At 43.5% G+C, this 16,766-nt stretch carries 12 protein-coding genes and 1 tRNA gene; 12 read left to right on the forward strand and 1 reads right to left on the reverse strand.

What is annotated here, in order from left to right; genetic code table 11:
• Positions 1-2 precede the first annotated feature (2 nt).
• The gene (locus tag AC1DBT_RS02655) at positions 3-1,220 is read right to left on the reverse strand and encodes a hypothetical protein (protein WP_480018470.1); all 1,218 of its coding nucleotides are present in this window, start codon (positions 1,218-1,220) and stop codon (positions 3-5) included.
• A gap of 153 nt (positions 1,221-1,373) precedes the next feature.
• Here AC1DBT_RS02655 and AC1DBT_RS02660 point away from each other — a divergent pair, with 153 nt between their 5' ends.
• From AC1DBT_RS02660 to rpmI, 12 genes are all read left to right on the forward strand, one after another.
• On the forward strand, positions 1,374-1,655 hold the full coding sequence (locus AC1DBT_RS02660; protein ID WP_303869373.1) for an HPr family phosphocarrier protein: 282 nt from the start codon (positions 1,374-1,376) through the stop codon (positions 1,653-1,655).
• 255 nt (positions 1,656-1,910) lie between these two features.
• Positions 1,911-3,110 (forward strand): tRNA guanosine(34) transglycosylase Tgt, encoded by a 1,200-nt coding sequence (tgt, locus tag AC1DBT_RS02665; protein WP_480018471.1) that lies wholly within the window; start codon positions 1,911-1,913, stop codon positions 3,108-3,110.
• A gap of 148 nt (positions 3,111-3,258) precedes the next feature.
• The gene (locus tag AC1DBT_RS02670; protein ID WP_480018472.1) at positions 3,259-4,842 is read left to right on the forward strand and encodes an MBOAT family O-acyltransferase; all 1,584 of its coding nucleotides are present in this window, start codon (positions 3,259-3,261) and stop codon (positions 4,840-4,842) included.
• Positions 4,829-6,013 (forward strand): hypothetical protein, encoded by a 1,185-nt coding sequence (locus AC1DBT_RS02675; RefSeq protein ID WP_480018473.1) that lies wholly within the window; start codon positions 4,829-4,831, stop codon positions 6,011-6,013. The genes AC1DBT_RS02670 and AC1DBT_RS02675 overlap by 14 nt, the downstream gene beginning before the upstream one ends.
• Before the next feature lie 174 nt (positions 6,014-6,187).
• Positions 6,188-7,681 carry a protein translocase subunit SecD gene (gene secD, locus AC1DBT_RS02680; RefSeq protein WP_480018474.1) on the forward strand — a complete coding sequence of 498 codons (1,494 nt, stop codon included), beginning with the start codon at positions 6,188-6,190 and terminating at the stop codon, positions 7,679-7,681.
• Complete coding sequence (secF, locus tag AC1DBT_RS02685; RefSeq protein WP_006303450.1) at positions 7,674-8,648, forward strand: protein translocase subunit SecF; 975 nt, start codon at positions 7,674-7,676, stop codon at positions 8,646-8,648. The genes secD and secF overlap by 8 nt, the downstream gene beginning before the upstream one ends.
• Positions 8,649-8,659: 11 nt before the next feature.
• Complete coding sequence (gene recJ, locus AC1DBT_RS02690; protein ID WP_480018475.1) at positions 8,660-12,202, forward strand: single-stranded-DNA-specific exonuclease RecJ; 3,543 nt, start codon at positions 8,660-8,662, stop codon at positions 12,200-12,202.
• Positions 12,195-14,585 carry a RelA/SpoT family protein gene (locus tag AC1DBT_RS02695; RefSeq protein ID WP_480018476.1) on the forward strand — a complete coding sequence of 797 codons (2,391 nt, stop codon included), beginning with the start codon at positions 12,195-12,197 and terminating at the stop codon, positions 14,583-14,585. The genes recJ and AC1DBT_RS02695 overlap by 8 nt, the downstream gene beginning before the upstream one ends.
• Positions 14,586-14,743: 158 nt before the next feature.
• Positions 14,744-15,457, forward strand: a complete 714-nt coding sequence (locus AC1DBT_RS02700) for an MBL fold metallo-hydrolase (RefSeq protein WP_311436681.1) — start codon at positions 14,744-14,746, stop codon at positions 15,455-15,457.
• A gap of 118 nt (positions 15,458-15,575) precedes the next feature.
• A tRNA-Leu gene (locus tag AC1DBT_RS02705) sits at positions 15,576-15,662 on the forward strand.
• 285 nt (positions 15,663-15,947) lie between these two features.
• Positions 15,948-16,523 carry a translation initiation factor IF-3 gene (gene infC, locus AC1DBT_RS02710; RefSeq protein WP_480018488.1) on the forward strand — a complete coding sequence of 192 codons (576 nt, stop codon included), beginning with the start codon at positions 15,948-15,950 and terminating at the stop codon, positions 16,521-16,523.
• A gap of 17 nt (positions 16,524-16,540) precedes the next feature.
• Positions 16,541-16,735 carry a 50S ribosomal protein L35 gene (gene rpmI / locus AC1DBT_RS02715; protein ID WP_006303445.1) on the forward strand — a complete coding sequence of 65 codons (195 nt, stop codon included), beginning with the start codon at positions 16,541-16,543 and terminating at the stop codon, positions 16,733-16,735.
• Positions 16,736-16,766: the final 31 nt, after the last annotated feature.

The following is a 16,766-nucleotide window of genomic DNA, read 5'->3' on the forward strand; positions in this document are numbered from 1 at the left end:
TACTATCTTTTTACCAGTGCATACAGTGCTATACCAATAAGAACTATACCTACAAGTACAAGTGCTATAAAGACAATTCGTTGTAGGCGCGTGCGCTTGCGCAAATCTCGTGCGTGTTGGCTCAAACGCTCATGGGTTTGTTGATATTCACTCAACAGCTTTGTTTCCTGCTGTATCTTGGCGTAAAGAGTGCGCGTCATCTCGGGCGTAGCGTGAATGGAATGGGCTTCATCAAGCGCCGCTTGAATATCTGCTAGCCGATCATGCGTTTCTTTATGCGCTTGTTGCTTTTGTTGTAAGTCTTTTTTTACAGCGTCAAGCGCATCTTTAAGCTGTGTTTCTTCGCTTTTCTTGTCTTTATATAAGGCTTCATATTCTTCGCGATGCCCGCGTGCTTCGGCTTGTGCATTCATGTAGTGAGTATTTGCTCGCTCACACGCTTGTTTTTGTAGATTATAGCGATCTTGAGCTGCATTAACACTTTGCTGTTCTTCGTTGCTTATGCGGTCAACATCTTTGATAGCTGCATCAAGGTGCGCACGTTCGGTAATAACTTCACCTTGCATTTTAGAAATTGCGGCAGCTGTAGAATTAGGATCTTGCTGCAGACGAGAAAGACCTGCCTCAACGCGTGTCAGCCGCTCACGGGCACTATCAACATTGTGGTGTGCATTACTAATCTGCTGATCGCGGCGTTTTACTGCAGCAGCCAAAGTCTGATCGGCGGCCTTTACATCGCGTTTTGCATCAGCAAGCGCACGCGCGCTGTCGTCGTTTCTGCCTTTACTTGAGTCCATAAGTTCTTTGTAGGGGCGCAACTCTTCTTCATGTTTTGCAATTAAGGTATTCAGTGAAGTTTCCTGTTGCTTAACTTTTGCACTTATTTGTTCGATTTCTTTTGCCAAAAGCGAAGCCGCTGTTTTTTCTCGTTCCTGCTTGTTGAGGTAGTCTTTCACCAAATTGTCATAATTATCTTCGATAGCACGGCGGTGTTCAAAAGATGTTTGATCGTTGGTTATTTGTGTTTTTATTTCGTTTACTTTCGCTTGAATTTCCTGTTGTTTTCGTGTTGCCTGTACTACACTTACGGTTGCTTGTGCTCCCGAAACAAACAGGGCTACAAAGCGTGTTATACCGCCTTTGATCGTCTGTATTGCGTGTTTAACTGTGTCCATGCTTGCTGTTTGTGCATCTTTAGAGTTATTGAGTTTTGGTTGCATGTAAGGTCCTCTCTTTTGGCCTACATACATAACGGTACATCAAAATCACTAAATTTTCTCTACATACACAAAAGATGTTTGGTAGTATGATTTTTACTTGAAAAGGTTATGAGAGATTATGTATCTACTCTACGAGAAAAAAAGGAGTGCATTATGCTTTCCAAGCAAGTTACTATTGCAAGCGCAACCGGTCTTCACGCGCGTCCTGCTTCACAATTCGTTCAGGTTGCAAAAGGTTTTGAGTGCGATGTTCGCATTGCCAACGTTGACAAAGGTACAGCTCCTGTAAACGCTAAGTCTATTATGATGATCCTTGCTGCAGGTTTGGGCACTGGTACTAAGGTAGAGATTACTTGTGACGGTGCAGACGAGCAAGATGCTCTCAAAGCTCTTCTCGAGATTAAAGATGGCAGTGAGCAACTTTTTAGCGAGTAATTATTCGTTTGTTTGTGTCTGCAGTTAAGGCAGATGTTGCACGGTGCGGCAGGCACTAAGGTGTCTGTTACATGAAACATGTGCACACAACAGCGATTTTATACGCGATATTTTGATTGAGGTACCCTTTGTGTGGTGCCTCAATTTTTGTTTTGTTTAAATTGTTGCTTTTTTCATTTTAAGTTTATATACAATATTTTGTGTAAATATTGAAGTGCCCGTTTTTTAACATGTTTGTCACCACAAGGAGCTTGTATGCCCATATCGTCTTCAGATACCTGCGATTCGTCAAAATGGTTTACCTACGATATTATTGCCGAAGACCCTACAACACATGCGCGCGCAGGAGTGTTTCATACACCGCATGGTGATATTCCTACCCCTATTTTTATGCCCGTTGGTACAAAAGCTACCGTAAAAGGGCTGCTCCCCCAAACCGTTAGCGATCTTGGTGCAAAAATCATTCTTGCAAATACATATCACCTTGCTATGAGGCCTGGCGAAGACCTCATAGCCGAGGCAGGCGGCTTACACACATTTATGCATTGGAATAAGCCTATTCTTACCGATTCGGGCGGCTTTCAAGTATTTAGTCACTCAGAATTCGTAAAGCTTTCTGATGAAGGCGTGCGCTTTAAGGTTGTTGACTATGACGGGTCATATGTGTTTTGGACACCCGAAAAAAATATGGAAATTGCTCAAAAGTTGGGCGCAGACATCGTGATGCAGCTTGATCAGTGTCCTGGTTATCCTGCAAGTGATGCGTATGTTCGTCGTGCCGTTGACCTATCTAGCGCATGGGCACAGCGTTGCTTTGAGGCTCATACCAAGAAGGACCAAGCGCTTTTTGGTATTGTTCAAGGTGGCATGAATTTAGACCTTAGAAAACTAAGCATTGAGCGTCTTGAGTCTATTGCCGATTTCCCTGGATATGGCATTGGTGGATATTCGGTAGGCGAAGATCACGAAACAATGTTTGAATCGCTGGCGCCTTTGGCAGCTGAATATATGCCACGTCATAAACCTCGCTATTTGATGGGAGTGGGCAATCCAACAACACTGGTACGTGCAGTTGCATGTGGTGTTGATATGTTCGATTGTGTGTTACCAACGAGAACCGCGCGTATGGGTACTGCTTTTTCTCATGAAGGTAGGCTCAATCTTAAAAACGCTGCTCACATTCATGCACATGTACCCTTAGATGAGCTTTGTACGTGTCCAGTTTGTAGCGAAGGATATACGCGTAGCTACCTCAACCATTTGGTTCGTCAGCACGAAATGAACGCAGCAATCTTATTGTCTATGCATAACATTTATTTTCTGCTGGACTGTATGAGGCAGGCGCGTCAAGCCATTATTGAAGGACGCTATAAGGCATTTCTTGATACATGGATGCAATATCCAACGGCTCAAGATGGGCGTATGCAAAATTATCACATGAGCCATGGGGAATAAATACCTATGCTGTATCAAAATTGTGTGGTGTATCGTTGTGCATTATGGTGTAGCTGTGATGATTTGGAACGAAAGATGTCAATTGATTATCATTAGCTCGATTGTTGAAAGCTTAAATTTTGTCCCTATTGGTGTGTTAGGTTAGCTCGTGGAATTCTACTCTTTAATGTTCGTATGCTTTTGTGCACTTTTGTGCATAACCTACTACGCAGTAGGATATATCTTTAAGCGCTTCCAATGGGTAGTTATCCTTATCTTTTCGCTTATCTTTTATGCACTTGTTACCAATATAGATACCATTGTCTATGTTGCATTTACTTTGGTGCTTACCTATATCGCAACCTTATCACTTAACAAAATTGATTCCTCAAGCAAAAAGCGCTTGCACACCATCACCAATAGAGCAGACAAAAAGGCATTTAAGCATAAAGTTGCTCGTATCAAGCAGCTTGTATTGATAGCAGCTCTTATGCTTATTGCAGGATGCTTATGCTACCTTAAATACTGGAATACCATTCTCTATGCACTAAGTCTTGCTCCTTCTACTAAAAGCTTAGGGCTTTTGCTTCCTTTAGGTATTTCCTTTTATACCTTCCAAGCACTCTCATACGTCTTTGATATCTATAACCAAAAGTACACACCAGAACAAAATCCATGTAAGCTTGCATGCTATCTCATCTACTTCCCTCAACTTATTCAAGGCCCCATTAACCGCTTTGATAAACTAGCACCTCATCTTTTTAGCTATCACGCAGCTTCTGATACACACTTTGGGCGTGCATCAGTACTGTTTTGCTATGGTGCTCTTAAAAAGTACGTTATGGCAGATCTTTTAGTAGACTCCATCTCATATATCTTCGACTATAAGCCTGCCTCTCTTCCAGGCTCTGTTATCGTCTTTGGTATTTTGCTTTATTCTGCTCAGCAATATGCCGACTTCTCAGGTGGTATCGATATGGTAGAAGCCACTTCTGAGTTTTTAGGCATTCCTATGCAAGCAAACTTCCGTCGTCCTTATTTTTCTATTTCACTGGCTGATTTCTGGAGACGCTGGCATATCTCTTTAGGTCTTTGGATGAAAGACTACGTATTTTATCCTTTAGCGCTTACCCGTCCCATGAAAGCTTTAGGCAAGTGTGTAAAAACACACATTTCTTCTCACTTAGGGAAAACCCTTCCTGCAGCCCTTGCCAATATCTTTGTATTCTTACTCGTAGGAGTTTGGCATGGTGCTGATGCACACTTTATCTGGTGGGGACTCTATAACGGTCTTGTAATTGCCACATCAGATATTGCAAAACCTCTTACCCAAGGCTTAGCACATCTGTTGCACATTAACCAAAAAACTCGCAGCTACCATGTGTTCTCGGTTATTCGCTGCTTTATCGTGGTAAACATTGGCTGGTACTTCGACCGTATCTTTGATGTACAAGCCTCGTTTACTTGTCTTTACAACACCATATTTTCGTTTCGCGCACAAGACTTTGTAGCAACCTTACGCACCATAGGAATCCATCAGGATAAGATAATGTGTATTATTATGAGCGCTCTTATGTGTTGTGTGGTATTTGTGGTTAGCTTCATTAACGAACGCGGCACAAATACCCTTGCATTCTTTGATGGACGTCATCACCTTGCGCGTTACGCTGTTTATATCGTTGTTTTTATCGTTTTAGTATATGCAAGTTATTTATGCTCAAATCACGGAGGGTTCATGTATGCAAATTACTAAACATCACATGCATACTGAGAGAGACCATTCGCAGGTTATGTGTGTCTCCTCAAAAAATGATCCGTCCAAGAAGTCTTCGCCTTCGTTTAAGCAGCGTTTTATTCGGCGTTGTATAGCAGCGCTTATCTTTATGGTGGTCTTTTGTCTTATTAATTTTGTTTTACTATGTGCATATATCCCGTATTCTTCGTGGTCGCTTATTTCATGGGAAGCTTTTGATAAGGCACCTTATGTAGATACCATTGTAACGGGCTCTTCTTATGCTGAACGTACGATTAATCCTAATATTTTGGATGATAAACTTGGCTATACCACGTATAACATTGCAGTTCCGTATCAAAGTTTACACGATAGTTTTCATGCTATTAAAAAAGCGCATGAAACACGAGGTATTTCGCGTGTTATTTTAGGTCTTCGTCACGAAACGCTTTGCGATGATCCTAACGAGCGGGATCTTAAACGACACGCTATCTTTACTACGGGCTATGTGAGTGACATGTCGGTTGCGTATTATCTTCGTGATATGTGCAATACCATTTTTGATCCACAGTATTTTGGCAAGCGCGATTCGCTTAACTATCCTGTTATATGGGGTTATCACGTGCGCCAAGATGCCGAGCCTCTCTATAATCTTATGCAGCGTCTTATTTCATCTGATCGTATTGCCGATTCAGTAGCGCGCTATTGTACCTGGCATTATTATGGCAAGGGTTACGGTAATTACAATAATACTCAAAAGTCGTTCAATAAAAACTCTGGTTTGCCATTTCCGTTTGGCACGTTATCCGATACTCATATGAAAACATATGAAGATATCTGTAAGTACTGTAAAGAAAATAATATCGAGCTTATAACTGTGATAACTCCGTATCCAAGCTTTACGTTTACGGGCGATAAGGGAAACTATCCTACGATGATGAAACCGTTGGAGAAAATTGCCGAAACGTATGGTTCGTTTTACATCGATCTTAATCTTGTTAAAAACAACAAATATCGTCTCTCTCTGAAACATTTTTATGATGTTGAGCATGTTAATACCTATGGAGCTAATCGTGCCACAGCTTTGGTGACAGATATTTTGTCTCATGAAGATCCTCAGGCTCGTATGCACGAGTTGCTGTATACCTACGATCAATGGGACGAGTGCTGCAAGAGTTATCCTGCTGAGTAACACAACTTATGTGTTTGCGTGTGACAGGCGAAGTGTACGTGAGCCTATGTGGTTATATATTTATTTTCCGTTTGTTTGCAATAAGATTTAAGCTACTTTTGTTTATAATTAAGTTTCGTTGTATATCTTTACATAATTTTGTGTGAGTACTCAAAGATTACGAAAGAGACTACTATGATAAAAGACATAAAACCTCGTCAAGAACATTCGGGGTTTGCACGATGGAATGGTCAGGACATATCGCGCGGCGCATCTCAGCATAGAAGAAATTCCTCGCGTAAAATGCGTATAACGCCTCATCAACGCCGTTGGATTTCTTCTTTGGTATTGTTGGTAATTGTGCTGGTAGTTGCCATTATTGGTTTTACACCTCTTGGTGAGAAAATCACAAAGGGTCTTGATATTCAAGGCGGTGTATCGGTTATTATGACCGCTTCGCGCCCCGATGGATCAACTCCTTCGGCCGAGGAAATGCAAATTGCTACCAATATTATTCAAAAGCGTGTGAATGCGTTGGGCGCTTCAGAAACAACGGTGCAGCAACAAGGTGCAACGTCTATTTTGGTTCAAATTCCAGGCGCAACCGATGCAAAAGCTGCTATTAAAACTATTGGACAAACGGGTAATCTGCAGTTTGTTCGTTTAGACGATATTGGTGACGCTGATGCATTGCTTAAACTTCAAGCAGGTACCGAAGGTGTAGAACTTGAAGATAATACGTATACCTCATTTTTGGACGGTTCTCACATTGTAAAAACATCGGTAGAACAAAGCACGCAAAATGCAAAAGGTGGCTACGCTGTTAATATCTCCTTAGACGATGAGGGTTCAAAGCAATTTGCTGATGTTACGCGCGAGCTGGCACCCACCAAGGGTCGCATTGCAATCACCTTGGATGGAAAAGTATATTCAGCCCCTGCGGTTCAAAATGAGATCAACGGCGGTCAGGTTTCAATTACAGGAAACTTTACGCTTCAGCAGGCAAAAGACCTTAAGACCGTGCTTGATAGTGGTTCACTTCCCGTTAAGCTTAGCTATTCAGAAAGTAGAGTTGTTGGCCCAACGCTTGGTCAAGATTCGCTGCATCAAGGCATTTTTGCAATTGCTGTTGGAGCCGTGGCTGTTATTATTTACCTGTTTATCTTTTATCGTGCGCTTGGCTTGCTTACGATGGGCTCTTTGGCAGTCTTTGCCGTGTTGTATTTAGGGCTTTTAGCACTGCTTTCTCACTTTGGTGCGTTTGCGCTTACGTTGCCTGGGCTTGCTGGTATTGTATTAACTACAGGATCGGCTGCCGATTCCTCTATTTTGGTTCTTGAACGTTTCCGCGAAGAGATTCGTATGGGCAAACGTATTAAAGACGCGGCTGTTTCGGGTTCAAAGCACGGAATTATGACGTCTTTAGATGCCGATGCTGTTACCATGGTTACGGCGCTTTCGCTTTTCTTTGTAGCAGTTGGTGCCGTTAAAGGTTTTGGTCTCACACTTGCCTTAGGTATTGTGTGTGATATTGCCACCATGTTTTTCTTTAAAGCTCCGGCTTTACGTTTACTTGCGCTTCACGCCATTGAAAAGCATCCTCGTTTCTGGGGTGTTTCACAAGATGTAGACGAGGCGCAGCGCAAACGAGACGAGCTTGCTCAAAAAGGAGGTGTTGAGCATGCGTAGTCATTTTAGAAAAGAAATCAGTTTTATCCCTCACCGTCGTGTGTTCTTAAGCATTTCAAGCGTGTTGGTAGTGTTAGCTGTTGTAGGTTTAGTTCTTAAAGGCCTGGTGTTTGGTATTGAATTTCAAGGCGGAACTACCATTGATTTTCACGATACGGGCTCTATAACAATAGCTGCTATGCGTGACGCTCTGCTTCAAGCAGGGGAGAATGATCCTGTTGTTCAAACCAGTGTTTCTGATGCAGCACAAGGATTTTTGGTGCGCTCTGACACCACAAACCCCGAAGTTGCAAATGCTCACGCTGCTGCTGCTGCAAAAAGCTTGGGTCTTGCCGACGATTCGTATACCGTTACTACGATCGGTCCTGACTGGGGTCAAGATATCACGCGCGCGTCTGCTTTTGCATTTTGTATCGCAATTGTTTTGATTATTGTGTACGTTTCAATTCGTTACGAGTTCAAAATGTCTATTACCGCAGTTATCGCGCTTATTCACGACCTTGTAATTACTCTGGGAATTTATGCATGGACTCAAACGCCTATTACGCCTAACGTGGTAGCTGCACTTTTGACCATTATGGGATATTCGCTCTACGATACGGTTGTGGAATTTAACCGTATGGACGAAAACGCCAAACATCTTCACGATGGTATTCATCATACCTATTATGAAATTTGTAATTTCTCAATTAACGAAGTATTTGTTCGTACTATTAACACCACGATCACCTCTGTGGTACCAGTTGCAATTATGCTTGTTCTTGGCGGTCAAACGCTTAAAGACTTTGCGCTTGCTATGCTCATCGGAGAAATTTTGGGTACATGGTCAAGTTTTGGAGTTGCTTCTCCGTTGTTAGCTATTTGGAAAACTCGCGAAAAGCGTTGGGCTCGTATCGAGCAAAAATATGCAAGTCATACGCAACAGCTTAATCACGACGAACTTAACAGTGTAGCTCGTAATCGTTAGTTGAGAGCCTTATGATTGGTTCAACGCAACATAATCGCTGGCAACTGTTATCCAGAGATCTTGAGCTTGAAGATAAGCTTATAAACACGTGCAGATTGCCTCGGCTTGTTGCGCGTGTTTTGGTATCGCGCGGCTATACTACACAAGAACAGATCGAACGCTTTTTAACTGCTTCGCTTGAACGTGATTGGGTAAATCCGCTCTTTATTCCAGGTTTAGCAGCCGTGGCAGACCGCGTTCAGCATGCGCTTGATTCACATGAGCGTATTGTGGTGTTTGGTGATTTTGATGTAGACGGTATATGTGCAACAGCACTCTTAACCGATGCACTTAAAACGCTTGGCGCATGCGTGTATCCGTTTATTCCAAGCCGCGTTCATGAGGGCTATAGCCTTTCTAAGGCTGCGTTTGACCGTCTTGTAGCGGCGTATAACCCCAATCTTATTATTACCGTTGATAACGGTATTGATGCACATGAGCAGTGCTTATATAGTATTCAGCATGGTGTAGATGTGGTTATTACCGACCACCACGAACCCACTTCGCAAACGCTTCCCGTGGTTCCCACCGCAAATCCAAAGCTTAACCCATCGTGCGCATCATTCGAACTTGCTGGCGCAGGTGTTGCGCTTAAGCTTGTTGATGTGCTTGGTGCTGCATACGGTAAGCCTTATCTATGGAAAGATTATCTTGATGTGGCAACGCTTGGAACTATTTCCGATCGTGTAAAGCTTACCCCAGAAAATCGCGCTTTAGTTACCGAAGGTATTCGTTGTATTCGTGCGTCAAGCCGTTTGGGCTTAAGTGCTCTTGCTCGTGTGTGCGGAATTGATATTCATGCCACGATGCCCGAGGAGCTCGCAAGTTCTTTGATTCCACGCCTTAACGCTGCAGGAAGGCTTGATCGTGTTCAAACAGCATATAATTTGTTGCAGGCACAAAGTTTAAGTGAAGCATATACGTATGCAAATGAGCTTGAAGAATTAAATATTTGCCGTAGAAATCTTGAGAAAAAGGCTTGCGATGAAGCATTTGAACAGGCAAAAGATGTGGTTAAGCAGCAAAAACATGTAATATTTGTTTCAAGTTCGCAATGGAATGAAGGCGTTATAGGCATTGTGGCTTCTCGTCTTGCGCGTGCTTATGAATTGCCCGCGTTTGCGTGCTCAATTGCCCAAGGTAGTGCAAAATGTTCGGGAAGAAGCGTTGGCAACGTTAATCTTTTTGACGTTGTTGAGAGGTTTGGATCGCAGCTTATTCGTTTTGGTGGACATGCTGCAGCAGTAGGATTTACGTGTTCGCCTGATATTCTTCCTACCATAATCCAACACGTTGAACGCACGATCGACGCTTTGCCTGCCTCGGCGTTGTATGCACCACGTGAACTGGTTATACCAGTTGATTTGTCCGAAATTACCGTATCAGATCTTGATTCTTTAGAAATGTTGCAACCTTTTGGATCGGGCAACGAGCGTCCAATTTTTGCAGCTCACAACATTGAAATGCGCAATAAAATGCGTGTTGGCGCTCATAATAATCATATGCGCTTTGTTGCACAGCAGCACAAAGTGCGCCTCTCGTCCATTGTTTTTAAGGCATCTCATATTCAAAATCTTATGTCGTTACACGACACCTGTGATATTGTCTTTAACCCTGTTAATGAGGTTTGGCAAGGTCGCGTTAAGCCTAAGCTCATGATTAAAGATATTATTGTGCGCAAACAGGATACCAAACATGCACATTGCGATACCTGTGCGTTTTCTCGGCTGAGCCTTCCTCAAAGAGAGCTTGATAGTGAGCTTAATCATGAGTCGCTGGCATTGAGACGCGAACTTGAGCAAAAAACTGATGATGAGCTTGAAAACTTTTTGCGGACACAACTCATCGGTGACCATGCGCTCCTGCCTGTTCAAGCATATGCGCTTAACATGCTTAGGCACAACAACAACTGTTTGTGCGTTATGGCAACCGGTCGAGGAAAATCTTTGATTTTTCAGCTGTTTGCATGTATGTGTGCAATTAAACGTAAGGGTTTAAGCATTTTTGTGTATCCGTTGCGCGCCCTTGTAAACGATCAAAGCTATCATATAAGTGATGTGTGCTCAAAATTTGGCGTGCGCGTTTGCGTACTTAACGGAGAAACGCCCCAGTCAAAGCGTTTAGAGATCTATCAACATATTAAAGATGGAACCTGCGATATTGTAATGACCACGCCCGAGTTTTTGGCACTTCACGCGCACGAGTTTGCAGGTACTACTGCTTTTGTTGTGTTTGATGAAGCTCATCATATGGCTGAAGCAAAGCGTGGCACGCGTAGTGCTTATAGTTGCATGCCGCAGGTACTTGACGTGCTTGGTAATCCCGTTACTTTGGCAGTCAGCGCAACGGTTTCTACCGATTGTGCCCGTGAGATTTTACGACTTGCACACATACGTGCACAGCATGTTATTTTGGACGATTCCCAGCGCTCCAATTTAGATATTATTGATAGACGCAACGCCAACAATCGTGACGAGATATTGGTTAACCTTATTGCCGACGGCGAAAAAACTGTTGTGTATGTTAATTCCCGTATAAAAGCTTTGCAGCTTGTGCATATTTTGCGTCATCGTCTACCTGAATTTGCACCACAAATTGCGTTTTATCATGCTGGTTTATCGCGAGATGTGCGCGTACAAGTGCAAACGGCTTTTCGTGCAGGTGATCTTATTGCAGTTATAGCTACCAGTGCTTTTGGCGAGGGAGTTAATATTTCTGATATTCGCCGTGTTGTTCTGTATAATATGCCCTTTACTGCGCACGATTTTAATCAGATGAGTGGGCGCGCTGGAAGAGATCATAAACCATCTGAAATTTATGCTCTCTACACCAAACACGATATTGCTTCTGCACGATATATCTTGTCTACAACTGCTCCTTGTGCAGATGATTTGCAGTGCATTTATACAGCACTTGTGCAAACCGCGCGAAAAGGGGCGGCTTCTAAGGTATTGCCCAAAGACTCCCACGATGAGGACGCTACCGTAGCCACTGTAACTGTTTTGCTTAAAGACGTACAAGACGCCACAACTTGCTGTGATATTTCCCGTTCACATGGTGCATCTTGTTGTTCAGTCGCATGTGAAAAATCCGATTCTGAGTGCGCTCGTACAGAGCGCACAAACGAAGTACTTCACGCTCGCGCACAAAAAGAAAAGGGGCATGCACCTGCATATAGTGTGCCTACCATCGAAGCTGCTTTGCAGATTTTTAAAGAATTGAAGCTTATTGATTACAACGCGCATACTCTTTCTCAAGCCGATGTTGCCCTACAGCGTGTAACACTTACTTTTAATCATGCTGATATCTTTGATTTATCAGACACTTTATCCACGATTCCTGTTATGCTTGAGAAGTCGATACGCTATGTTGAAGGCTTGCGTATGTGGGAAGAGTTTGATCAAATGAGCGCGTGGGCACACGCGGCAACGCGCGCCGAGATGCTCGCTCGTGTTCAAAAACCTATCCTTCCTGCATTTGGGAACATTATAGACGAAAGAGTTGCTCATGAATAATGTTAAGAATAACAAGCAGGATCCAGCGCAACTAAGTCATGCGGATGCGCCTGGGTCAAATGAGGGGCAGCTAGAGCCGTATGTAAGAAAAGCTGGTGTTCCGCAAGCCGACAATTGGCGTCCGCTTCGTTCGATTTGTGCGCATTATTTAGGTTTTGAAGCGGTTAAACGTTTAGACGAAGCGTATGATTTTGCTTCTACTTACCATAAAAAGCAAATGCGCCAATCAGGTGAACCTTACATTAACCATCCTGTAGAAGTTGCCTTTATTTTGGCAAAAGACTTGCATATGGACGAAGACTCCATTTGTGCTGCGCTTTTGCATGACACGGTTGAAGATACGTCTGCAACGCTCGATGACATACGCAATCTTTTTGGCGAGACCGTTATGGATCTGGTAGACGGTGTAACTAAACTCACCTCCATTGAAGTGAGTTCAATGGACGAAAAACAAGCTCTTAACCTGCGTAAAATGTTTTTGGCAATGTCTAAAGACATTCGCGTTATCATCATCAAACTTGCCGACCGTTTGCACAATATGCGTACGCTTGCTGCGCTTCCGCCCCATCGTCGAAACTTTAAAGCGCGCGAAACTATGGATGTTTATGCGCCTTTGGCGGATAGGCTCGGTATCAGCTCTATTAAGTGGGAGCTCGAAGATTTAGCATTTTTGTATCTTGAACACGATGAATATGAGCATGTTGCACTTATGGTGCAAGAAACACGTGCGCAACGTGAACAAAATATTACCAGTACAATCCATATGCTTGAACAAGAATTACACAAAGTTGGTATAAGTGATTTTCAGATTCAAGGTCGTCCAAAACATCTGTGGTCAATTTATCAAAAAATGCTAAGAAAAGATAAAAGCTTTAATGATATTTATGACCTCGTTGCCATTCGTGTGCTTACCAAATCGGTGGGCGACTGTTATTTAGCGCTTGGTGCAGTCCACACAATCTGGCATCCTTTGCCTGGTAGGTTTAAAGACTATATTGCTATGCCTAAGCCTAATGGATACCGTTCGCTTCATACAACAGTTGTGGGTGTAGACGCGCGTCCTATTGAGATCCAAATTAGAACGTTTGAAATGCACGACCAGGCAGAATATGGTATCGCGGCACATTGGCTGTACAAGAAAAACGGTAGCAGTACGGGTAAAATGTCGCGCGATGAAGAAGAAATTGATTCGCAGATAAACTGGATTCGCCGAAGCCTCGACTGGGCAGTTGATGAAGACCTAGAAGATCCGCATGAATTTATGCACAACTTGCGGCTTGATCTCTTTGAGGACGAAATCTTTGTATTTACGCCAAAAGGCGAGGTTGTAAGCTTGCGTCGAGATTCAACGCCTCTGGACTTTGCCTACTCGGTACATACAGAAGTGGGAAATCATTGCGTAGGTGCAAAAGTTAACGGATCGGTTGTGCCGCTTACGTATCGTTTGCGCAACGGCGACCGCATTGAAGTGCTTACCAATAAAAACGCAAAACCTAGCCATGACTGGCTCAATATTGTAGTAACTCCTTCTGCAAAAGCTAAAGTACGAAAGTACTTTTCTGCATTGTCACGCACCGATGATGCCGAAGCAGGTCGTGTGGATTTGGCTCATGAGCTGCGTAAAAAAGGCTACGGCATTTCAACATTGCGTGTTACCAAAGCACTGGAAGACGTGGTGAGCCAGTTTGATTTTGTGCGCGTAGAAGATTTGTTAGCAGCACTTGGAACGGGAAAAATTTCTACCAAACAAGTTGCTAATAAAATCGAAATTGCTATCGAAGGCACCGATGCTGTTCATGCCCAAGTTGTTGCCAAACACGCTGAACAAAAAATTGCTATCGAACAAGATTTGCCGCTTGCGGTACAAAAATTTGAGCAATATCGTAAAAAACGCAAGCAGGCAAACTGCGGCGTTGTTGTTAAGGGCGATCCCGATTTATTGGTACATCTTGCGCATTGTTGCAATCCTGTGGCTGGTGACGAGATCGTGGGCTTTGTAACGCGTGGACGTGGCGTCTCTGTTCATCGTTGCTCGTGTCCTAATAAAAAAGGGCTGGACGCTCATCCCGAGCGCATGATAGAAGTTGCATGGGATACAACGGGCGCAACAGAGTTTCAAGTTGAAATTGTGGTTGAAGCAACCGATCGTATGGGGTTGCTCAAGGATATTACTTCAAGTTTATGCGATGCAGGAAGTAATATTTTATCTGCAGCAACGCAAACCTCATCTCATGGATTGGTGAGGATGCGCTTTTTGCTGGCAATTTCTGACGCCTCACGTTTGCCTGCGCTCTTTGCAAGTGTAAAACGTGTACAAGCTGTTTTTGACGCGCGTCGTATTCTTCCGGGTGAAGGAGGAAACGAAATGAAGCGCATGTTGTAAGAGGTGTGTTGTTTTGGCGAGGCGCGTTATTGCAGCGCGTTACCCTAGCTAGCGTTTGGTTACAACATTTTCGTGCAAAAGTCGTTGTTTGGTAAGCTGCGCGCGCATACAGGTGTTGTTGTGCGTGCTCACATCCTTAAGATAAGAGGTACTTTATTATGGAAGATACGCCTAATTCCCACGCGTCCGCGTCTGATTCATCCGCTCAGATGCCCGAGCCTTTAGAAGAGCTTCAAGGTTTTATCGTTGGTCCTTTATGCACTAACTGCTATTTATACGAGTCCATTGACAATGGTGAACATGTAGGACTTATTATCGATGCTGGAGATCAGGGGACAGCTATTGCCCAACATTTACCTCAAGAGTTGCACATTCGCTATATCCTTGCAACTCATGGGCATAACGACCATGTAGGTGGTGTGGCACAGCTCCGCCGTCTTACGGGTGCACGCTATGGCATTGCCGCCGCCGATGAAGATCGCGCTTTATCGGCACAAGGACCCGATGAGCTTGGATATACCTACGAAGCAAATGCACCGCATGCTGATTTTTATCTCGAAGACTCAATGGTACTTGATTTGGGTGCTGCGTCGTTTAAGATCATGTCGGTACCAGGTCATACGCCCGGAAGTGTTATTATTATCGGTCAAGGTAAGGCTCAAGGTTTGGTGTTTACAGGAGATACTCTTTTTAAGGGAAGTATTGGACGTACCGATTTGCTAGGTGGTGACGATCGTTTAATGCAGCAAAGTTTAAAGCGTATCGTTCGCGAGCTTGATCCTAATTCGCATATTTTCCCTGGGCACGGCGATCCATCACGGATGTACAAAGAACTTGAACATAATCCATTTTTGCAACAATACACGTCATAAATGCTGGTAAATAGCTTGTATGTGAACTTGCACATATAATAAGCAAAAAATAACCTTTGCCAAAAGCCTGTGATGTGCTATATTTTTACACGCACCTATCAAGTGGTGTTGCAAACGTGCCCGAGTGGTGGAATTGGCAGACGCGATGGATTCAAAATCCATTTCTGGCAACAGAGTGTGAGTTCGAGTCTCACCTCGGGCACCACGTATGCTTTTCAGTATGTTTAGATTATGATTTCGCCTGTTTTTTAGTAAAAAGCTTGAAAACAAGCATGTAGAAGCGTATTGTAAGCAAAGATAAAGCGGAGCTGTTACGGCTCTCACCTTATGGCGCTCAATGTAGCTATCAGGTCAAGCAAATATGATACACGTTATGTATGATAATTATGCCTGACCTTTTGTGTCGGGTTTTTTTATGCCGACAGCTGTTGTTATGCTCCATATGTGGCGTTACCTAAGGTTTAGGTTATGTGAAAGGAAGGTGTAGAAGATAGCCAAGAACGACGCAACTCGCATTAATGACGAAATTACAGCACGTACTTGTCGTCTTATCGGTGTTGATGGTTCTCAGTTAGGTTTGTTTGGTGTCCGTGATGCTCAGCGGATCGCCGATGAACAAAATCTCGATTTAGTAGAGATTGCACCAGGAGCAGAGCCTCCTGTATGTAAAGTGATGGACTATCGCAAATTTAAGTACGATCAAGACCGCAAAGCAAAGCTTGCTCGTAAAAAGCAGGTTAAAATTGAGGTCAAAGAGATGAAGTTTCGTCCAAAAATTGATGTGGGCGACTACACCACCAAGAAGAATCATGTTATGCGCTTTTTGAAAAAAGGAGCGCGTGTCAAGATTACTATCATGTTCCGCGGTCGTGAAATGGCGCATCCCGAACAGGGACAAAACGTTTTGGACCGCTTGGCTGCCGATTTAAAACCGTATGCAACGGTAGAGGCAAAGCCAAAAATGGAGGGACGCAATATGCACATGCTTGTTGCTCCCATTAAGGGTGCTTTTGATGAGAAAGCGCCGCGTCAAGACCAAACGCAGGTTGAGAAGAGCGAAGAGTAGTAAAAGGAGAGCTAGTTATGCCTAAGATGAAAACTCACAAAGGTTCGGCAAAACGTTTTCGCCGTACAGGAACCGGAAAAATCATGCGTGCTAAAGCATTCAAGAGCCACATCTTAACCAAGAAGTCTCAAAAGCGTATTCGCGGTTTCCGTAAAGAAACTCTTGTTTCTAGTGCAGATGCTCAAGTTGTATCACAACGTATGGGCAATTAGTTTGACGCACATGCGTCTTTTGAAGAAAATT

This window comes from Fannyhessea sp. C0108B2, assembly GCF_056583915.1.